The following is a 19,958-nucleotide window of genomic DNA, read 5'->3' on the forward strand; positions in this document are numbered from 1 at the left end:
CCCCGGGGGTCAACGGCCGCGACCCGGAGCCGCGGGAGGGCGACCGCGCGCCGTACGAACTACAACCCGGCCGCGGTGACCGTATGGGCGGCTTCCATGAGCATCCAACCCGCGAGCTGTACCGATAGATCGCGTTCGGGCACCCGCGAGGAAGTCACCGCGCCGTTCGGGTTGAGGCCCCCCGCACCCGCGGTACCGCCCGGCAACTGGGCCGAACGCGTCCAATCGTGGCCGAACAGCGGTTCGCCCTCGACATCGAGCCGGTTCCCCCAGGCCGCCGTCGCCGATTCCTTGACGATCCGGGCCGCGATCCGCCGGTCGGCGAGTTGTTCGTGTTCGGATCCGGGCAACATGAGCGCCACCAGCGCGAGGTTGCGGATGAGGATGCCGTTGAACAGCCCCCCGTCGCCGCCGGAGCCGCCGCGGACGACGGCGTCGGTGGTGAGGTTGTCCTCGACCGCGTCCAGCAGGCGATGCACCCGGTCGAGATGTACCGGATCGCCGGTGTGCACCGCGAGCTCGGTTTCCAGCCCGAGTACCACACCCTGGCAGTAGCTGTAGATCGTGCGTTCGATCGTGCCGGAAGGCAGGTGGATCCCGTCGAAGATCAGCCCGGTTTCCGGATCGCGCAGGGTGCCCTCGATCCAGTTCGCCGTATCGGCGGCGCGCTCGTAGCGGCCGAGACGCGACAGCGCGATACCGGCCGGGCCGTTGGCGGGGGTGTTGTAGAAATCCGCGCCGACCCGCCACGGGATCCCGCCGCCGACCGCCGGATCCCACGCACCGTAGAGTTTCTGCTCCAGCGGCCCGAGACCACCGCGCGCTTCGTCGTTGTCCTGGACCCGGGCGGCACGTTCCAGGGCGATGGCCAGCCAGGCCATATCGTCGTAATAGCGGTTGGTCCAGCCGGTGATGTTCCGCAGCCGATGCGTGCGGACCAGGGCGCGGATCCGTTTACGCCGTTCGATGGTCGGCGCGCGGTTGGCGGCGTCGACAGCACAGTCGATGAGATGGGCCTGCCACCAGTAGTGCCAGGTCAGGAAGAAACGCTCGCGCCGAGTCGGGGGCCAGCCCACCGCGCCGAGCACGGTGCCGGGTAGCAGCCACAGCGGTTTCAGATGCCGCGATACGACAGCGGCCTCGGCCATATCGGCACGGTGGGACCAAAGTGTCGCGGGGACGCCCTGCGGCCTGCGCTGTTGCCCGCCCGCGCGCCGGGAAACGTCGAGATCGTCGCTGGGCGAGGTCATGCACCCATATTGCCAGGAAAACCGGAATTCCCGCCGCTCAATTGTTATCGAGTCGAGGCGGAACCGTTCGGCTTTCCGTCTCCTGTGTCGGATTCGGAGTGAATCACTGCCGGACAGAGCGGGGAGCAATGTCCTATTGCTATGTCAAGCCGGGTTAACAAATCGGAGCCGCTCCGCGCGTGCCTTCGGCCCGAATTCATGGCCGGGCAGAGATTCGCATCGGCACAGGCACTTTCGAGCGGACCGGACCGAACGGCGACCGTGACCCGGCCCCGCACTACGATCGTGCCGTGACGAACGCACGGCCATCCGCCGACTCCGACCCCTCCCGGCGCCCGGAGCGGGCATCCGGAGCGACCGCGGCGGTTGCGCCGGCACCGGAGCCGAACGCAGGGCACCACGGCGACACCGACGGCGAACACGCCGGGAACGCCACCGGCACCGGCCCGGGCCCCACCGAATGGGGCGAACACCCGAACGGAGTCGGTCCGTGGGCCGCGGAACACGCCGAACCGCCGCCGGAGGACGACCGGCTCGACCCGGACCTGCTCGCGGACGGAGATCGCCGCAATGTGGTGGACGCCTACCGCTACTGGACCCGGGAAGCGATCGTCGCCGATATCGACCGGCGCCGGCACCCATTCCACATAGCGATCGAGAACTTCGGTCACGACGCGAATATCGGCACCGTGGTTCGGACGGCCAACGCATTCGCCGCAGGCAGGGTCCATATCGTCGGCCGCCGCCGCTGGAATCGCCGCGGCGCCATGGTCACCGACCGGTACCAGCACATCACTCATCACCCCGATATCGAGGCGCTGCTGGAATTCACCACCGCCGAGGACCTGAGTGTGGTCGCGGTGGACAACGTACCGGGCTCGGTTCCGCTGGAAACAGTGCGATTACCGCGGAACTGCCTGCTGCTGTTCGGTCAGGAGGGGCCCGGGGTGAGCGACGGCGCCCGCGACGCCGCGGTACTCACCGTATCCATCGCCCAGTTCGGTTCCACTCGCAGTATCAACGCCGGGGTGGCGGCGGGTATCGCCATGCACACCTGGATCCGGCAGCACGCGGATCTGACCACGGCCTGGTGAGCACCCGCGGCCCCGGCCACTCCCGACCGGGACCGACCGATATCAGGCCGATGCGCCGACCACCGCGATGACGATGAAGAAGATCAGCGCGATCACGTAGAGGATCATCAGGACCGAAGTGATGATGCCGAGCACATAACCGACCATCACATTGCTGCGGCCGCCGACCGCACCGCCGGAGGCGTCGATCTCGTTGAGCGCCTTCTTACCCATGACCCAAGCGAACGGCCCACACAGCGCACAGAACAGCGAGACGATCCCGAGGACCAGAATCGTGGTGGCTTGCGGATGGTCCTGCGGCGGACCGTAGCCGGGATAGCCGTACCCGGGCGGCGGCGTGGGGTAGCTCATGCGTGGATAGTAACCTCCGCGGGCGAATCCGCACGAACGGAAATCCGGGCGAACCGACTCAACGTCCGGCGTGCGCCCCCGGATCGGCGAGCAGGAACTGCGCGCCACCGTAGGTCGCCAGAATGATCGCCTCGATCACCTGTCGTGACCGCTGCCCGCGGGCGAACAGGCGCCGGGCCACGATGAGCCCATCGGAAACTGTGAACAACAACGCGCCGATACCGAGCCTGCTGTACGGATCCGCGTTCGGAAGATTCAGTCCCGCAAGACTTTCCGCGTCGGGAGCCAGCGCCGGATCGGAGGCCAGCACGGCCGCCCCACCCAGCGTCGCGCCGTAGGCGCCCAACGGTACGGCCAGCGCGGGTGCCTTCGCGCGCAGTAACGCCACGGCGCCCGCCCAGGCCAGCACCCGCGGAACGGCGGCACCCGCGCGCGGCCGCGCACCCTGACGCCACCACAGCGCCGCGTATCCGGTCTGCATCACCGCGAACGACGAGGCGCCCGCGACGAGCCGGCGATCGTCGTCGGGCTCGATCAGGAGCACATCACCGATAGTGGCGGCGCCGAGCGAACCCAGCAGCAGCGTCCGGTCCAGCGGTGCGATATCCGCTGGGCTGGTTGCGATATCCGCCGCCAGCAAGGGCATCATCAGCGGTTTCGCTGCCCATTGCAGCCGCTGCCGGCCGGTCAGCGCGCCCAGCACGGTGACCGCCGTCGCGGCCAGGAACCCCGCGCGGAAAGGGCGCATCGCTACAGACTCGCCTCGGCGGGCGCGGGCGGCAGAGTCACTACCTGGCCGGCGTAACTGAGCCCGGCGCCGAATCCGAGCAGCAGCGCCAACTGGCCGCCCTTGGCTTTACCGGTCGCCAGCATTTCCTCCATCGCCAGCGGAATCGATGCCGCGGAGGTGTTTCCGGTGTTCTCGATATCGCCCGCCATCGGGATATCTTCGGCCAGACCGAGATTCTTCTTCATCAGCTCGTTGATCCGGGCGTTGGCCTGGTGCGGGATGAAGACCTCGATATCGTCCTTCGACACCCCGGCCACATCCAGCGCCGTGGACAACGCCCGCGGCAGCGTAACGGCGGCCCAGCGGAAAACCCGGGGGCCCTCCATCCGCAACGCCATCCGGCCCACCGGCTCCACCTCGGGATCGGTGCCCTGCAGATCCTGCGCTCGCTGCATATAGTCGATGAAGTTGACGTCCTGTTTGATCGCGGCGGCATTCTCGCCGTCGCTGCCCCAGACCGTCGGCGAGATACCGTTCTCCTCGCTCGGTCCGAGCACCACCGCACCGGCACCGTCACCGAAGATGAACGCCGTACCCCGATCGGTGGGATCGATCCCGATGGTCATCGTCTCGGCACCGATGAGCAGCACATATTCCGCGGAACCGGCCCGGATCATATCGGCGGCGACACCGAGTCCGTACCCGAATCCACCACAGCCGGAGGTCAGATCGAAGGCGGGGATACCGTTCATCCCGAGGTCGCTGGCGACGATGGGGGCACCGTGCGGGGTCAGCATCGGCCAGCTGGAGGTGGCGAGGATGAGTGCGCCGATTTTCGACGGATCCACCCCGCTGTTACGCAACGCCCGCCCACCCGCGGCCACCGAGATCGACCGCAGTGATTCGTCGCCGCTGATCCAGCGCCGGTTACGGATACCGCTGCGTTCGAAGATCCACTCGTCCGAGGAGTCCAGCACCTGGCACACCTCGTCGTTGCTGACCACGCGCTGCGGCCGGTAGGCACCGATCCCGAGCATCGCGACATTGTCGTGCCCTTTTTTACCGGCGATGCTCACCACGACGCTCACGACCCTTCATTCACAGTTCTGACGGATTCACAGGCTAACGGAGCCCGGCAGACCGTTGAACAGCCCGTCGTCGTTCAGCTCAGCGCCAGATCCTTCAGACCGAGTATGGAGCGGTACGGCAGCCCTTCGTCGGCGATCACGCGATCCGCTCCGGTTTCCCGGTCGACCACGGTGGCCACCCCGACCACCGTCGCGCCCACATCGCGCAGCGCGCGGACCGCGGTCAGCGGGGAGTTGCCGGTAGTGGTGGTGTCCTCGACGACGAGTACCCGTTTGCCCACCACATCGGGGCCCTCGATCTGCCGCTGCATGCCGTGCGTTTTCGCGGCCTTGCGCACCACGAAGGCATCGATCGGACGGCCCGGCGCGTGCATCACGGCCAGCGCGACCGGATCGGCACCCATGGTGAGCCCGCCGACCGCGTCGAATTCCCAATCCGCGACCAGTTCCCGCAGCAGTTTGCCGATCAGCGGTCCGGCCAGGTGATGCAGGGTCGCGCGCCGCAGGTCGACGTAATAGTCGGCCTCCTTGCCCGAGGACAGTGTCACCTGGCCGTGCACGACTGCTAAATCGCGCACCAGCCCGGCCAAGGTATCCCGGTCGGTCGCTGCCTGGTCGATCATCGGTGTCCTTCCGCCCGTGGAGGCGAGTCGCGGCAAGTAGGTTCCGGCGCACGCTGCGGCGCCCTCCGAGCAGGATACGGCGACGCCTCCACGGCGGTTACCGCAGGTCGGACCTGGTGCGCGGACCTACTGCGGGACGGGGCCCTGATAAGGGCGGAAACCCGGGTGGAAGGGCCCGCCGGGCAGACGCGGCGCCTGCTCGTCGTCGGCGGTGGATTCGCGGCGATCCGGGCGGGCGCCGGTATCGCGCTCCATTTCCCCGCCCGATCGGGTGCCCGCAGGTTCGGGTCGCGGAGAACGATTCATCGGCCGGGCATCGGGCACCACGGCCAGGCTCGGGCGGCGCGGCGGGACGTCGTCGCCGGGATCCCGTTCGTCCGGAACATCGCGGTAGCGGACATTCGGCCCGGGGTGACCGTAGGCACCGTCGCTGTCGTCGTCGTAGTCGTCGAATTCGCCGTAGCCGTCGTCCGGGTCGTCCCGATCGTCCTCGTCGTATTCCGCCGAACGGATCCGCGCGCGCGGATGCGTACCACCGGGATCGGGTTCGTCGTTACGGGTTTCGCTCACCGGCGGGAGGACATGCAGCAGACCGGACAACCGCAGCACGGCGTCGATACCGGTCTCCCAATCCTTGGCGGTCGTACCGACCGGCAGCATGCCGAGGGTCCAATTACCCTCGCTCCACAGCATCTGCACCGTATCGGCCAGGGATTCGATGAACGCGACCATCCGCTGATCGACGGCATGCCGCGCGATCTCCGGGTTGGTCGCGAACACGACCCGGTCCCCGATGGCGCCGAGTAGTTCCAGATCGGCGTCTTTGGGCGGATTCATCGTCTTGACCCGCATATCGACGTCGATATCCGACCCGATCTGGCGGCGCACCGCGACCAGGGTCGCGGAATCCTCCAGATCGAGCAGGACGAACTTCTCGCCCTTGCGGATACCGGTGACCACATCGACCGCGGTGAGGTACCCGAGCTTGGCCAGCGCACCGCGCCGCCAGGTCGAAGCGAGCGCCGGTTCCACCGACACATAGGTGTATCCCTGGGCTTTCGCCCACACCTGGCGCGCGTGACCGGTCCGCTGTCGCTGGCGCCGGTCGAAGTAGAGCAGCACTATCGCACCCGCGAGGGTGATTGCCGCCAGCCCGAACCACATTGCCGTCATCGTCGCCTAGCCTATCCACCCGCCCGGCGGAATGCCGGGCACCCACACTGCGCGCCGCGGTTTTCTCATCGCCCGCCTCCGTCGAGGGCGGTACTGATGATCACGTCGGCCTGGATGGATTTGTCCGGAGCCTGCTGCCCCTGCACGATCACCAGATCCCCGGCCGGCAGCGCGTCGACCGTGGTCCCGGACAGCGAGATCACCTGGGTGGACGGGGTGGTGTGCACCGTGACCTGCTCACCCGTGAGGGTGCTGAGGGTCAGTGTCCCAGCCGTATTGGAGCTGATGGTGCCCATGGTGGTGCCGCCCGCGTTCGGGTCGTCCGGGCTGCCCGAATCGGGCATCCCCGGGAGACTCGGCAGCGCCGGAGCCGATTCCTCTGGTTCCATGGGGATTTCGCGGCCGAGAGGGCGACTGGTGGTCGCACTGTCGCCGGCGGTGTTCTGCGAGTCACCTCCGCCGCCGAACATCATTCCGGCCCCCACGGCCGCCAGGGCGATCAGCACGATCGCGGCCAGCCCGACCCCCAGCCAGATACCGTTCTTGTTAGACGGCCGCCGCGGCGGTTCCCCGGGTGGCCCCGGCGGGAGCGCGCCACCGGCCCGACCGTACGGGTCCTGCGGGCCCGGTCCGGGCATACCGCCCTGGGCGCCGTAGGCGTAACTGTCGTAGGTCGGCATTTCCCGGGTGGGGTTCGGACCCGGCCCCCACCCGCCGTAGGGATCTGTTCCCGGGTAGGCCGTCGTCGGCTCCACATACCCGGGCATATCGCCGCTGGGTATTTTCTCGGTCGCCGATTCTCCCGGCTGACCCAGGCGCTGGGTCGGATCATCGTCCGGCCGCCTTGCCCAGGGATCGTTCGGGTTGGTCATAACACCCAGACTAACCTCCGCCATCTCCGCGGCCCGGCGCGTCGACATGCAGACCCGGCACCCACGACACCAGCGGGCCCGGGCCTCGGCGGCACCGGTCGCACCCCGGAACCGCCGAGCCGGATCCCTACGACACCTGCCCGTCCGCGGTCGCGGCGTCGCGCAGGCTCCGTCCCACGATGAGACCGTCACCATCAGGGCTCACGCCCACCGCGACGGTATCGCCGTCGGTGATCTTGCCGGCCAGTAGTTCCTTGGCGAGCGTATCGCCGATCGACTGCTGGATGAGCCGGCGCAGCGGACGCGCGCCGTACACCGGGTCGTATCCGCGTACGGCCAGCCAGAAACGCGCCGAATCGCTGACCTCGAGCTCGAGCCGCCGCTGCGCGAGCCGCCGCTGCAGCTGGTCGAGCTGGATATCCACGACATAGGCGAGCTGGTCTTCGTCCAGCGCCCGGAACATCACCACATCGTCGAGCCGGTTGAGGAATTCCGGTTTGAACGCCGAGCGCACCGTGTTCATCACGAATTCCTGGTCACCGCCGGCCCCGAGGTTCGAGGTGAGGATCAAGATGGTGTTGCGGAAGTCCACCGTGCGTCCCTGGCCGTCGGTGAGGCGGCCCTCGTCGAGCACCGCGAGCAAGATATCGAAAACATCCGGATGCGCTTTCTCGATCTCGTCGAACAGCACCACCGTGTAGGGCCTGCGCCGCACCGCCTCGGTGAGCTGGCCGCCCTGGTCGTAGCCGACGTATCCGGGCGGCGCACCCACCAGCCGGGCCACCGCGTGTTTCTCGCTGTATTCGCTCATATCGATGCGGACCATGGCGCGTTCGTCGTCGAACAGGAAGTCGGCGAGCGCCTTGGCCAGCTCGGTCTTACCCACGCCGGTGGGTCCCACGAACATGAACGAGCCGGTGGGCCGGTTGGGATCCGCGACCCCGGCGCGTGCCCGCCGCACCGCGTCGGATACGGCCTCGACCGCGTCGGTCTGCCCGACCACCCGCCGCCCGAGCTCGGACTCCATCCGCAGCAGCTTCTCGGTCTCGCCTTCGAGTAGGCGGCCGACCGGAATACCGGTCCACGCCGAGATCACCTCGGCGATATCGTCCGGCCCGACCTCTTCCTTGAGCATGACCTCACCGTCGGATGCCGCCCCGGACGCCACTTCGGCGTCCGCGAGCTGCTTCTCCAGCTCCGGAATCCGGCCGTACCGCAGCTCGGCGGCCTTGCCCAGATCACCGTCGCGTTCCGCGCGTTCGGATTCACCGCGCAGTCCTTCGAGCTGTTCCTTCAGCACCCGGACCTGGTCGATCGCTGTTTTCTCGTTCTGCCAGCGGGTGGTGAGCTGATTGAGCTTCTCCCTGCCGTCGGCCAGTTCGGCGCGCAGTTTCTCCAGCCGCTGTTTGGACGCTTCGTCGGTCTCCTTGGCCAGCGCGACCTCTTCGATCTCGAGCCGGCGCACCGCGCGTTCCACTTCGTCTATCTCCACCGGCCGCGAATCGATCTCCATGCGCAACCGCGAGGCCGATTCGTCGACGAGGTCGATCGCCTTGTCGGGCAGGAACCTGGAGGTGATGTAGCGGTCGGACAGCGTGGCCGCGGCAACCAGCGCGGAATCGGTGATGCGCACACCGTGGTGCACCTCGTAGCGTTCCTTGATCCCGCGCAGGATGCCCACCGTGTCACCCACCGTGGGTTCACCGACCAGCACCTGCTGGAAACGACGTTCCAGCGCCGCGTCCTTCTCGATGTGCTGCCGGTATTCCTCGAGCGTGGTGGCGCCGACGAGCCGCAGTTCGCCACGAGCCAGCATCGGCTTGATCATATTGCCGGCGTCCATCGCCGATTCGCCGGTCGCTCCGGCGCCCACGATGGTGTGCAGTTCGTCGATGAAAGTGATGATCTGCCCGGCGCTGGACTTGATCTCCTCGAGGACCGCCTTGAGCCGCTCCTCGAATTCGCCGCGATATTTCGCGCCCGCGACCATCGCGCCCAGATCGAGTGAGACCACGGATTTCCCGCGCAGCGATTCCGGTACGTCACCGGCGATGATGCGCTGGGCCAGTCCTTCGACGATGGCGGTTTTGCCGACGCCCGGTTCACCGATGAGAACCGGATTGTTCTTGGTGCGCCGGGACAGCACCTGCACCACCCGGCGGATCTCGGTATCGCGGCCGATCACCGGATCGAGCTTGCCGGAGCGCGCGGCATCGGTGAGATCGGTGGAGTACTTCTCCAGCGCCTGATAGCTACCCTCCGGGTCGGGGCTGCTGACCCGGGTGTTTCCCCGCACGGTGGTGAAGGCTTCACGCAGCGCTGCCGCTGTCGCGCCGTACTTCTCGAGCAGCATGGTCACATCGGTATCGCCGCCCGCCAGTCCGACCATCACGTGTTCGGTGGAGACGTATTCGTCGCCGAGTTCGGTGGCCAGCTGCTGGGCCGAGGTGATCGCGGCGAGCGCTTCCCGGCCGAGCTGCGGAGCGGTGGTGGCACCGGTGGCCCGTGGCAGCCGATCGACTATGTCCTGGGCTTCGCGGCGCACGGTCGCGGGATCGGTGCCGACCGCCTTCAGCAGCGGCCCGGCGATCCCGTCGGTCTGGTCCAGCAAGGCCACCAGCAGATGCGCCGGACGGATCTCCGGGTTACCGGCCGTGGACGCTGCCTGCAATGCGGCGGTCAAGGCGGCCTGGGTCTTGGTGGTGGGGTTGAACGAGTCCACGAAGCACCTTCCTGCTAGTCGTTATCTGCTCCGGCAGCCGCACCCGATCCGGGGACTCGTGCCGTCCTGCTGAGTTCAACGTCCGAAAGGTTGAGTCTGTTCCGCTCAAGTTTGGATATTTTCCCGGCAGGCCTCCTACCGGAGGGTTGCCGGAAAAGTGCTGGCACCGAGCTCACACCGCCGCGTCGTTACCCGCGAACAAGATCGGTCAAACCCCGTATTCGTATTTCACATACACCATCATCACGATTTTCGGGGATACTGGTCGGACGAAGGACCGCCGGTAACGGCTATGTCCGGGGCAGACATCAGCGAAAGGAAGCTCCACACCGTGGATGCGCGTTCGGCAGCACTGGTCCGCGCCAATTTCCAGTCGGTGCTGGACGCACCGCACGGAATCGAGCGGTTGGTCAGCGCCTTTTATGGTCACCTGTTCGCCGAGAATCCGCGGCTGCGGGAGTTGTTCCCGCCTGCCATGGATATGCAGCCGAAACGGATCGCCACCGCGATCCAGTACATGCTGGATCACCTCGAGGACTGGGACCGCGCGCAGAAGTTCCTCGAACAACTCGCGCGCGACCATCGCAAATACGGGGTCGAGGCCGAGCACTACGACCAAGCCGGTCCCGCGTTGTACGCCGCCTTCGGAACCTACAACGGCCCGAACTGGACCAGGGAACTCGCCGAAGGATGGCGCGATGTCTGCCTGCTCATATCCGCCGCCATGGCGATAGGCGCCAACTCCGACGATTCCCCGCCCTACTGGGAAGCCACCGTTGTCGGGCACCGCCACGTCCTCGACGACCTCGCTATCGTCCGTTTGCAGTCCGATGACCCGATCCCCTACGTAGCCGGCCAATACGTACCCGTATCGGTGCCGCAGCGGCCACGGATGTGGCGCTATCTCTCCCCGGCCATCCCGTCCAACCCCTACGGCGAGATCGAATTCCACGTCCGCAAGGTCCACAGCGGCTGGGTGAGCCCCGCGATCGTCAACGAGACGAAGGTCGGGGACCGCTGGCTCATCGGCGGACCGCTCGGCGGCCTGCAGGTGGACCCGGAAAGCGGCCGCGATGTACTGATGATCGGCTCGGGCACGGGTGTCGCGCCGCTGCGTGCCCAGCTGATCGAAATGGGCCGCCGCGGGATCAACCCGCGGGTGCACTTCTTCATCGGCGGGGTCTACCCGTGCGATCTCTACGACGTCGACAATATGTGGCAGCTCTCGCAGAGCAACCCGTGGCTCACCATCGTCCCGGTCTGCGAACACAAGACCAACCCCTGGTGGTACCCGCATCCCACCGAGGACGCGCCCTACGGCATGCATCGCCGCCTGGTCGGAAACCTCGGCGCCGTGGTGGCGAGTTTCGGCGCGTGGGAAGATCGGCAGATCCAGATCGCCGGCTCGGCGAAGATGATCGCCGACACCCGGCGCGCACTACTCGCGGTCGGCACCCCGGAGGAGATCATCAGCACCGATCCGGTCTGATCCGGTAGACACCCCATTGCGCACCGGGCGGCGAAAACCCGGCCCGGCCTGTCAGATTCGAGAGGTATGACCAGCGACCCCCGCATCTCCCGGGACCATTCCGCCCGCCCCGAACAGTGGCGAGCGAACGTTGTCGAACACCACCGTCTACGCCACGATCTGGCGGTGGTCCGGCTGATCGGCGAATATGTGCCGTTCACGGCGGGACAATCGGTGGAGGTCGAGGTCCCGCAGTTCCCGGGAATGCGGCGCCGCTTCTCCCCGGCACTGCCGCCCTCCCTGGACGGGAAACTGGAGTTCCATATCCGCACGGTGGCCGGCGGCTGGTGCAGTGCCGGGATCGTGGCCGACACCGTCGCCGGTGATCAATGGAAACTGGCTGCCCCGCAAGGCATGTTCAGCGTGGATCCCGACGGCGACGAAGTGGTGATGATCGCCGGTGGTACGGGACTCGCTCCGCTGCGGTCACAGATCCTGGAACTCGCGCGGCACGAATACCCGCCGACGACCTACCTTTTCTTCGGGGGGTTCTCGCCACGGGACCTGTATGCGGCGGACATGCTGGTTCTACTGGCGGCGGACCTGCCGTGGCTCACGGTGGTGCCGGTGGTGGAGCGTCTCGACGATCCGTCCTGGCCGGACAAGTGGCACGAAAGCCACCGGGTGGATATAGGTTTCGACGAGGAAGACCTGATCGAGGGCACTCTCGCCGAAGTGGTGGGGTCCTACGGATCGTTCGACCGGCACCAGGTGCTGGTATGCGGGTCACCGGCGATGACGCGGTCCACGGTGGAACGGTTGCTGGATGCGGGGACGCCGGCGGAACGGATCCAGTTCGAAGGGGCGTGAGGCGCACTCAGCGGCGGCGGTGGCGGGGTTGCCAGACGACCAGGGCGGTATTGCGTTGTGCGGGGAGCAGTTCCGGTCGGTAGTCCGGCCGGGACCGCTGTCGTTCCAGCTCCGCGGTCAGTTCCATAACGCGCTGGTGGAGTTCGGTGACCTGGTTGGTGAGTTCGATGATCCGTTTGATACCGGCCAGGTTGACGCCCTCGTCCTGGGACAGCCGCTGCACTTCGCGCAGCAGCTCGACGTCCCGTTCCGAATAGCGCCGGCCGCCGCCCGAGGTGCGCTGGGGAGTCACCAGGCCCAGCCGGTCGTAGGTGCGCAGGGTCTGCGCGTGCATACCGGCCAGCTGGGCGGCTACCGAGATCACGAAATATTCGGTGCTCGATTGGCGACCTTCACGGGGCCCTGCGTGGTTACGCTCCGCTGCCGCGTCCGGGCCCATCGGTCGGGACGCCGGACGCGCCGAACCACCCTCGGGTGTCCGTTTCGGATCAGCGGACATCACGCACCTGCCCATCCAGCTCTCGGATCGAAGCCGCTGGCCTTCTCCGCCTCCTGCAGCGCGCGCAGCGCGGCCACGGCATCGTCGTCCAGCTTCGGCGGCACGGCGACCTTCACGGTGACCAGCAGATCACCGGCTCCGCCACCACGTTTGGGAACCCCGCGACCGCGCACCCGCAGGGTGCGGCCGTCCGCGGTGCCCGGTGGCACCTTCACGCCGACCCGGCCCTCCAAAGTGGGCACCGATACGGTCGTGCCGAGCACCAGTTCACTGTAACTGACCGGTAGGGCCAGGGTGAGGTCATCGCCGGCCCGGCCGAAGACCTTGTCCTGACTCACCCGCACCGTGACGAACAGGTCGCCCGAGGGCGCACCCCGCAGCCCGGCCTCGCCCTGACCGGCCAGCCTGATCCGCTGACCGTCCGCGATACCCGGCGGGATCCGGACGTTGATGGAGCGGGTGCGATTCTGGACACCGCTGCCGTGACAGTCCACGCACGGATCGTCGATGATCGAACCGGTCCCGCGGCAGTCGTCGCACGGCTCGCTGAATCCGAACGCGCCCTGATTCCGGCTCACCACACCGCTGCCGTTACAGATCGGGCACACCCGAGGGCTGGTGCCCGGTTTCGCGCCGCTGCCGTGGCAGGTGGTGCACGGCGACGGGCTGGTCAGATGCAGCGGCACCGTGACACCGCGGGCGGCCTCACGGAACCCGAGAGTCGTCTCCGCCTCCACATCCGAACCGCGACGGGGCCGGCTGGTGCGGGTGCCGCCACCGCCGCGGTTGAACAGGCCACCGAACAGATCGCCCAGGCCACCGTCGGCGGCGCCCGCCTGGCCGAAGATATCGCCCATATCGAAACCCTGGGTGAATCCACCGCCGGCGCCCGGGGTGAAACCGCCGCCCCGGCCGTACCCGCCGCCCGCGAAGAGGCGGCGGGTCTCGTCGTATTCGGCGCGTTTGGCCGGATCCGACAGCACGGTATGGGCCTCACTGACGGCCTTGAACCGTTCCTCGGCCTTGGCGTCGCCCGGATTGGCGTCCGGGTGCAGATCACGGGCGAGTTTGCGATACGCCTTCTTGATCTCGTCGGTGGAGGCGCCGGAGGAGACACCCAGCTCCTTGTAGAAGTCCTTTTCGATCCACTCCCGCTGGCTCACCGGGCATCTCCTCCTCTCTCCATTTTTTCGCGACGCCGCGCTGTGGAATCTATTACGCGTCGCCGCGCGATGGAATCGCTAATTCTTCGATCCGGCATCCACATCCGATGCCTCCGCTGCAGCGGTATCCGCCGCGGCAGCGGCATCCGGACCGGAGGCGGTATCGCCCACGCCGTCGGTTACCCCGACCAGCGCATGCCGCAGCACCCGCTCACCGAACCGGTAACCCTTGCGCATCACCACGCCGATCACCGGATCGTGCCCGGCGCCTTCGTGCTGAACCGCCTCGTGCAGATTCGGGTCGAAAGGTTCGCCCTCGGACCCGAATTCCTCGAGCCCCTGTTTGCGTAATGCCTCGATCAGCTTGTCGGCCACCGAACGCAACGGCCCGGATTCCAGATCACCATGTGCCCGGGCGCGGTCCAGATCGTCCAGCACGCCCAGGAGTTCGGTGACGACCCCGGCCTTCGCGGTGTCGATGGCGGTCTTGCGATCGCGTTCGACCCGGCGCCGGTAGTTGGTGTACTCCGCCGTCAGCCGTTGCAGATCGGCGGTGCGCTCGGCGAGTTCGGCCGCGGCGTCGGGTACCACCGCGGCTTCGGCGGCCGCTGTGTCCGCACCCGCACCGTCCTGGCCGGACTGTGGTGCACCCGGGGCCACCGGCTCACCGGATTCCGTGAGAGTCTCGGCCCCGGCCGGAGCGGCATCATCTGCCGCTCCGGCCGGCTCGCGAACTTCGCCGGTCTCCGGATCGATCTTGCGCTTGTCGACGAAGCTGATCGGTTCCTCGGAATTGTTGTCGGCGTTCGTCACTTCTTCTCCGTGTCGACCGGCTCGTCCACGACCTCGGCGTCGACGACCTGGTCGTCGTCGCCGGCACCGCCCGCGGCACCGTCACCCGCGGCCGCACCCTCGGACGCCTGAGACGACTCGTAGATCGCCTGACCCAGCGCCTGCGATTCGGTGGCCAGCTTCTCCACCGCGGCCTTCACCGCGGCGGTATCGGTGCCCTTGAGCGCCTCGTTGGCCTCCGCGATGGCGGCCTCGACCTTGGACTTCACATCCGCCGGGACCTTGTCCTCGTTGTCGGCGATGAACTTCTCGGTCTGGTGAACCAGCGATTCGGCCTGGTTGCGGGTCTCCGCCTCCTCGCGACGCGCCTTGTCCTCGGCGGCATGCGCCTCGGCGTCCTTGACCATCCGGTCGATCTCTTCCTTGGACAGGCCGGAGCCGTCCTGGATCTTGATCGTGTTCTCTTTACCGGTGCCCTTGTCCTTCGCGGTCACGTGGACGATGCCGTTGGCGTCGATATCGAAGGTGACCTCGATCTGTGGCACACCGCGCGGCGCCGGCGGGATACCGGTCAGCTCGAAGGAGCCGAGCAGTTTGTTGTGCGCGGCGATCTCGCGCTCACCCTGGAACACCTGGATCTGCACCGACGGCTGGTTGTCGTTGGCCGTGGTGAAGGTTTCCGAACGCTTGGTCGGGATGGTGGTGTTGCGCTCGATGAGGTTGGTCATCACGCCGCCCTTGGTCTCGATACCCAGCGACAGCGGGGTCACATCGAGCAGCAGGACGTCCTTGACCTCGCCCTTGAGCACACCGGCCTGCAGGGCGGCGCCGACGGCGACGACCTCGTCCGGGTTGACGCCCTTGTTGGGCTCCTTACCACCGGTCAGTTCCTTGACCAGCTCGGAGACCGCGGGCATACGGGTGGAGCCACCGACGAGTACGACATGGTCGATATCGGCGACCTTGATCCCGGCGTCCTTGACCACGGACTGGAACGGCGCGCGAGTGCGGTCGAGCAGGTCCGAGGTGATCTTCTGGAATTCCGAACGGGTCAGCTGCTCATCGAGGAACAGCGGGTTCTTCTCCGAGTCGACGGTGATGTAGGGCAGGTTGATCGAGGTGCTCTGCGAGGAGCTCAGCTCGATCTTGGCCTTCTCGGCGGCCTCACGCAGCCGCTGCATGGCCATCTTGTCCTTGGTCAGGTCGATACCCGAACTGGCCTTGAACTTGTCGACCAGCCAGGTCACCACGCGCTCGTCCCAGTCGTCACCACCGAGGTGGTTGTCACCGGAGGTGGCGCGGACCTCGACGACGCCCTCGCCGATTTCCAGCAGCGAGACGTCGAAGGTGCCGCCACCGAGGTCGAAGACCAGGATGGTCTGTTCCTTGTCGCCCTTGTCCAGGCCGTAGGCCAGGGCCGCGGCGGTGGGCTCGTTGACGATGCGCAGCACATTGAGGCCGGCGATCTGCCCGGCTTCCTTGGTGGCCTGCCGCTGGGCGTCCTCGAAGTAGGCGGGAACGGTGATCACCGCGTCGGTGATGTCCTCGCCCAGGTAGGACTCGGCGTCACGCTTCAGCTTCATCAGCGTGCGCGCGCTGATCTCCTGCGAGGTGTACTTCTTGTCGTCGAGCTCCACGGTCCAGTCGGTGCCGATATGGCGTTTGACCGAGCGGATCGTACGGTCGACGTTGGTGACCGCCTGGTTCTTGGCCGGCTGGCCGACCAGAACCTCGCCGTTCTTCGCGAACGCGACGACGGAGGGCGTGGTGCGCGAACCCTCGGAGTTGGCGACGACGACCGGTTCACCACCTTCGAGAACGGCGACGACCGAGTTCGTGGTCCCGAGGTCGATTCCGACCGCACGAGCCATTTGTGTTTCCTCCTCATTTTCGACTGCTTGTGTCCACGGGCTGTTGCCCACTGCGCCGCAGGCGCAACCGATACGGCTGCGCCGGAGGCGCCACGGACCAGCCCCGGACACGACATGGAGCACGGTCCCAGCAATACTGAGCGTGGTCGGCTCAATCCTGCCTGCCCCCGGACGGGGCGTCAAGTCAAACTTGAGTCGATACCGCTCAACATTGTCGAACAGCTCAACCACCGGCCCCGGCGAACTATTCCCGCTCGTACGCCGATCCCCGCTGCCATCCTTCCCCGGAGCCATCCCGGGAAACGCGAGCGGTACGACATCGTGACCCGGCCGTACCGCACCCGGCACCCGCTACCCGGCCGCGCCCGGATCCACATCGGCCCTCGATCGGAGCTATTGTCAATGCTCCGCCCACAGTCACCGTGCGCGCCGCGCCGGGTGCGGCCGTGAGCGAACCCGTAGCGTGGATGAGGTAGTCGAAGCGAGGATCCGAGGATGGCCACTGGGGTGGGCCTGCACATCGCCGAGGACGCGTGCACCGCGGCGATCGTCAGCGATGACGGGGATCCGCATTTCGTCATCCGCGAGCCGATTCTGCATATGTCCGAGGACGGCGACGCGGCGCTCGGCGGACTCTCGGCCCCACCCGGCTACCGCCATACGATCACCGGTTTCGTCTCGGCCGTAGGCGATCCGGCCGGTGTGCCGGTGGACGACGGCGAGGCCTACCGCGGTGAAGACCTACTCGCCACCGCGATGTTCTGCCTGATCAACCTGACCGCCGAACATCTCAACGGACCCGCCGAGTTCTACGCCACCCACCCCGGTCACTGGCCGGCCGCGCAGGTCTTCGCACTCCGTGGCGCACTCGACTACCTGGGTCTCGGCTCGGTCGCCCTGATCGGTGAGAACGAACTGCCACCGCGCGGCGGCCACAGCGCGGAAGAGATCGGCCGATATTTCGCCGAATGCGCCGGTCGCGCCGCCCTGGACGTCGTACTGGAGACCCCCGCCGGTGCCACCCCACCCGACCCCACCACCGCCGAGAACTCCTTCCTCGACACCATCGTCATGCCGAAACCGGTCACGGGTGATACCCCGGCCAAGGCGTATTCCGCGGTCACCCCCGCCGCTACACACCCCGCACCGGCCACCGCCGAGGCGTACTCCGAGGCAGATCCCGCCGCCGACCCCGAGGCCACCTACGGTGGCCCGAGCCTGGGTGTACTGGCCGCCGGATTAGGGGGTAGCGCGGCAGCGGGCCTCCTACCGGCAGCCGAGCCGCGCACCCCGGATACGAGTCCGCCCGTCACCGGCACCACCGCGGCAGCAACAGGCGGAGCCCCCCGCACCCCGGCCCCGGCGTCGGAGCCGAAAGGCTCCCGGCGAACGGCCACGCTGGTCGCCACAGCCGCGCTGGTGGGTCTCGTGATCGGCGCACTGGGGGTTACCGCGTTCCTGCGCACCGGCGCCGCCGAACCGGGCCCGGTGCCGTCCACCACCGCGGTGACCGAGACCCCCGTGGCCCCACCGCCGCCCGTACCGCCGCAGCCGATCGCTCCGCCTCCCGCCGAGCCGACCTACGCCCCCGAACCGACCTACGAGCCGGAGCCCACTCCTACCCCGGAGCCTTCCGTCGTAGCCCCGCCCCCGGTTACCACCACGACCCAATCGGTGCCGCCCACGGACTCGGCTCCCACCAGCACCGAACCGAGCGGACCGACGCTCACCGAACCCACCACGACCGAGCAAACCACGACAACTCGGGCACGGCCCGGATTCGAGTTCTTTCCGTTCCCGGTGCCGTTCCGCACGGAAGATCCGGAGCTTCCGGACACCGGCTCCAAAGAAGGCGCTCAAGAAGAAGCCAGATAGCGTTTTGTGCCTTAGAGTGTTCGCCTGACCGGTGTTTTCCCGGCCACCCCGGCAGCCCGGTCAGCTCGACCAAACTTGTGCGCCAACGGATTCAATCCCGTGGCCACGGATTATCCGGCACCCAGTGCCGACGAAGGGACTCCATGCGCAAGTCGGTGGCGCGTCGCGCCGCGGTAAAAGCTGCCATCATCAGCTCTGCCGTTCTCCTGACTCCCCTGTTCGGCGCGGTTCCGGCGACCGCGGCGCCCGCCCCGGAACAGCTCAGAGCCGAGGATCTGCCGCCCGAACTCGTTCAAGCGCTGTCCCGCGATCTGCATATGACCCCGGCCGAATATCTGGACCGGTCGGCCCGCGCCCAGGAGTTACAGGGCTACGCCGCCGAATTCCGCGCGCAACGTCCCGATGTTTTCGCCGGTGCGTGGATGACCCCCGAGGGGAAGCCGATGGTCGCGGTGACCTCACCCGACGCGGCCCAGGCGGCCGGCGCCGACGGATACCAGACCCGGCTGGCGCCGGTTTCGGCCGCCGCCCTGGAAACTTCTCTGACACAACTGAATCAATGGGTCGCCGGGCAGCCCCGGGATATCTCCCAGGTGATCAATTCGATCGCCATCGACTTCCTCAACAGCCAGCTCGTCGTGAATGTCGCGAATACGCCGCTGGCGCATGTGCTCAATCTGCCGACCCTGCTCGCCAACATCAAAGTCGTGCTCGCACCGGACGGTGGCGGCCCCGTCGAACACCGGCCCATGGGCGGCGATACCTATATCAGCGCCCCCGGCCCGCTCGACGACGCCGAACTGCGCAGCGTCGATGTCTGCTCGTTCGGCTTCAACAGTGTCGATTCCGCCGGAAACGCCCTCAATATCAGTGCCGGTCATTGCAATCCGAATCTCGACAAAGGCGATGAGCGGGCCGGCGTATACGGCCCGAATGTCCGGAATATCCCGGCGAGCCCGCAGCTCGGCACCTTCGTGAAATCGGAATTGGGCGGCGCCGGAACGCTCGATTATTCGGTGATCCAATTGAACGAGCGCGCCGTCAGCTCCGGTATGGATCAGCCGTCGGTGCGCGGCGCCAACGGCACCACCCTGACCGTCACCGGCACCGCCGATCCGGTGGTCGGCGCGCCCGTATGCAAATCCGGCCAGTCATCCACCTTCACCTGTGGATTCGTCGTCGCCGACCGGGTGGAGACCCAGCTGTTCACCACCGAGGGCACAGCCAAGACCATCCGCGGATTCGCCAGTACCGCCTGCACCCTGGGCGGTGACAGCGGCGGCGCCATCGTCACCGGCACCCTGGCGCTCGGGATCACCAGCGGCTCGAATGCCGCCGAGGCCCCCGACTGCGGCGAGGCCAATATCGCCCTGGCCCAATACGGCGGCACCGCCACCCTGGGTATCCCGATCCGGCCGATCCTCGACGATATAAACGCGACCTCCGGCGGCGGCCTCGGCAGCGGTATCAACGTACGAACCAGGCCGATTGCCGGATGAGCCCGATATAGTCTCTGC

17 protein-coding genes are annotated in these 19,958 nt (G+C 67.3%); 5 read left to right on the forward strand and 12 right to left on the reverse strand.

What is annotated here, in order from left to right; genetic code table 11:
• Positions 1-59 precede the first annotated feature (59 nt).
• Positions 60-1,148 carry a glycoside hydrolase family 76 protein gene (locus tag ABZ827_RS24650; protein WP_357241117.1) on the reverse strand — a complete coding sequence of 363 codons (1,089 nt, stop codon included), beginning with the start codon at positions 1,146-1,148 and terminating at the stop codon, positions 60-62.
• 392 nt (positions 1,149-1,540) lie between these two features.
• Between ABZ827_RS24650 and ABZ827_RS24655 the strand changes: the two genes are divergently transcribed.
• Complete coding sequence (locus ABZ827_RS24655; protein ID WP_357240979.1) at positions 1,541-2,344, forward strand: RNA methyltransferase; 804 nt, start codon at positions 1,541-1,543, stop codon at positions 2,342-2,344.
• Positions 2,345-2,386: 42 nt separating this feature from the next.
• On the opposite strand, the gene ABZ827_RS24660 is transcribed toward ABZ827_RS24655, so the two are convergent.
• The 7 genes from ABZ827_RS24660 to clpB all read right to left on the reverse strand — a co-directional run bounded on the left by ABZ827_RS24660 (position 2,387) and on the right by clpB (position 9,903).
• Entirely contained in the window at positions 2,387-2,695 is a 309-nt protein-coding gene (locus tag ABZ827_RS24660) for a DUF4190 domain-containing protein (RefSeq protein WP_357240982.1), read from the reverse strand.
• Positions 2,696-2,753: 58 nt separating this feature from the next.
• On the reverse strand, positions 2,754-3,443 hold the full coding sequence (locus ABZ827_RS24665; protein WP_357240985.1) for a lysoplasmalogenase: 690 nt from the start codon (positions 3,441-3,443) through the stop codon (positions 2,754-2,756).
• Between the two features lie 2 nt (positions 3,444-3,445).
• Positions 3,446-4,504, reverse strand: a complete 1,059-nt coding sequence (locus ABZ827_RS24670) for a beta-ketoacyl-ACP synthase 3 (RefSeq protein ID WP_357241120.1) — start codon at positions 4,502-4,504, stop codon at positions 3,446-3,448.
• Between the two features lie 83 nt (positions 4,505-4,587).
• Positions 4,588-5,136 (reverse strand): orotate phosphoribosyltransferase, encoded by a 549-nt coding sequence (pyrE, locus tag ABZ827_RS24675; RefSeq protein WP_357240988.1) that lies wholly within the window; start codon positions 5,134-5,136, stop codon positions 4,588-4,590.
• 126 nt (positions 5,137-5,262) lie between these two features.
• On the reverse strand, positions 5,263-6,300 hold the full coding sequence (locus ABZ827_RS24680) for a hypothetical protein (protein ID WP_357241123.1): 1,038 nt from the start codon (positions 6,298-6,300) through the stop codon (positions 5,263-5,265).
• Positions 6,301-6,374: 74 nt separating this feature from the next.
• Positions 6,375-7,181 carry a DUF5666 domain-containing protein gene (locus ABZ827_RS24685; protein WP_357240991.1) on the reverse strand — a complete coding sequence of 269 codons (807 nt, stop codon included), beginning with the start codon at positions 7,179-7,181 and terminating at the stop codon, positions 6,375-6,377.
• Between the two features lie 127 nt (positions 7,182-7,308).
• Positions 7,309-9,903, reverse strand: a complete 2,595-nt coding sequence (clpB, locus tag ABZ827_RS24690) for an ATP-dependent chaperone ClpB (protein ID WP_357240994.1) — start codon at positions 9,901-9,903, stop codon at positions 7,309-7,311.
• Between the two features lie 331 nt (positions 9,904-10,234).
• On the opposite strand from clpB, the gene ABZ827_RS24695 reads away from it, so the two are divergent.
• Both ABZ827_RS24695 and ABZ827_RS24700 read left to right on the forward strand, forming a co-directional pair.
• On the forward strand, positions 10,235-11,392 hold the full coding sequence (locus tag ABZ827_RS24695) for an FAD-binding oxidoreductase (protein WP_357241126.1): 1,158 nt from the start codon (positions 10,235-10,237) through the stop codon (positions 11,390-11,392).
• Between the two features lie 66 nt (positions 11,393-11,458).
• Complete coding sequence (locus ABZ827_RS24700) at positions 11,459-12,241, forward strand: FAD-binding oxidoreductase (RefSeq protein WP_357240997.1); 783 nt, start codon at positions 11,459-11,461, stop codon at positions 12,239-12,241.
• A 7-nt stretch (positions 12,242-12,248) separates the two neighbouring features.
• On the opposite strand, the gene ABZ827_RS24705 is transcribed toward ABZ827_RS24700, so the two are convergent.
• The 4 genes from ABZ827_RS24705 to dnaK form a co-directional block, all read right to left on the reverse strand.
• On the reverse strand, positions 12,249-12,680 hold the full coding sequence (locus ABZ827_RS24705; protein WP_357241129.1) for a helix-turn-helix transcriptional regulator: 432 nt from the start codon (positions 12,678-12,680) through the stop codon (positions 12,249-12,251).
• 59 nt (positions 12,681-12,739) lie between these two features.
• Positions 12,740-13,903: a molecular chaperone DnaJ gene (gene dnaJ / locus ABZ827_RS24710; RefSeq protein ID WP_357241000.1), complete on the reverse strand. Its 1,164-nt coding sequence runs from the start codon at positions 13,901-13,903 to the stop codon at positions 12,740-12,742.
• 78 nt (positions 13,904-13,981) lie between these two features.
• Positions 13,982-14,716 carry a nucleotide exchange factor GrpE gene (grpE, locus tag ABZ827_RS24715; protein ID WP_357241003.1) on the reverse strand — a complete coding sequence of 245 codons (735 nt, stop codon included), beginning with the start codon at positions 14,714-14,716 and terminating at the stop codon, positions 13,982-13,984.
• Complete coding sequence (gene dnaK, locus ABZ827_RS24720; RefSeq protein WP_357241006.1) at positions 14,713-16,566, reverse strand: molecular chaperone DnaK; 1,854 nt, start codon at positions 16,564-16,566, stop codon at positions 14,713-14,715. Before dnaK ends, grpE begins: the two co-directional genes overlap by 4 nt.
• 495 nt (positions 16,567-17,061) lie before the next feature.
• Here dnaK and ABZ827_RS24725 point away from each other — a divergent pair, with 495 nt between their 5' ends.
• The gene (locus tag ABZ827_RS24725) at positions 17,062-18,441 is read left to right on the forward strand and encodes a hypothetical protein (RefSeq protein WP_357241009.1); all 1,380 of its coding nucleotides are present in this window, start codon (positions 17,062-17,064) and stop codon (positions 18,439-18,441) included.
• Positions 18,442-18,584: 143 nt separating this feature from the next.
• Positions 18,585-19,940 carry a S1 family peptidase gene (locus ABZ827_RS24730; protein WP_357241012.1) on the forward strand — a complete coding sequence of 452 codons (1,356 nt, stop codon included), beginning with the start codon at positions 18,585-18,587 and terminating at the stop codon, positions 19,938-19,940.
• The last annotated feature ends 18 nt before the right edge of the window (positions 19,941-19,958 follow it).

Origin of the sequence: Nocardia sp. NPDC019395 (assembly GCF_040632335.1) — a bacterium.
Taxonomy (GTDB): domain Bacteria; phylum Actinomycetota; class Actinomycetes; order Mycobacteriales; family Mycobacteriaceae; genus Nocardia.

Coding starts and splice junctions, on each gene's coding strand:
- pyrE (WP_357240988.1), bottom strand. CDS start 5,136: ATGATCGACCAGGCAGCGACCGACCGGGATACCTTGGCCGGGCTGGTG.
- ABZ827_RS24705 (WP_357241129.1), bottom strand. CDS start 12,680: ATGGGCCCGGACGCGGCAGCGGAGCGTAACCACGCAGGGCCCCGTGAA.
- ABZ827_RS24660 (WP_357240982.1), bottom strand. CDS start 2,695: ATGAGCTACCCCACGCCGCCGCCCGGGTACGGCTATCCCGGCTACGGT.
- ABZ827_RS24730 (WP_357241012.1), top strand. CDS start 18,585: ATGCGCAAGTCGGTGGCGCGTCGCGCCGCGGTAAAAGCTGCCATCATC.
- ABZ827_RS24650 (WP_357241117.1), bottom strand. CDS start 1,148: ATGGCCGAGGCCGCTGTCGTATCGCGGCATCTGAAACCGCTGTGGCTG.
- ABZ827_RS24685 (WP_357240991.1), bottom strand. CDS start 7,181: ATGACCAACCCGAACGATCCCTGGGCAAGGCGGCCGGACGATGATCCG.
- ABZ827_RS24665 (WP_357240985.1), bottom strand. CDS start 3,443: ATGCGCCCTTTCCGCGCGGGGTTCCTGGCCGCGACGGCGGTCACCGTG.
- dnaK (WP_357241006.1), bottom strand. CDS start 16,566: ATGGCTCGTGCGGTCGGAATCGACCTCGGGACCACGAACTCGGTCGTC.
- ABZ827_RS24725 (WP_357241009.1), top strand. CDS start 17,062: ATGGCCACTGGGGTGGGCCTGCACATCGCCGAGGACGCGTGCACCGCG.
- ABZ827_RS24700 (WP_357240997.1), top strand. CDS start 11,459: ATGACCAGCGACCCCCGCATCTCCCGGGACCATTCCGCCCGCCCCGAA.
- ABZ827_RS24680 (WP_357241123.1), bottom strand. CDS start 6,300: ATGTGGTTCGGGCTGGCGGCAATCACCCTCGCGGGTGCGATAGTGCTG.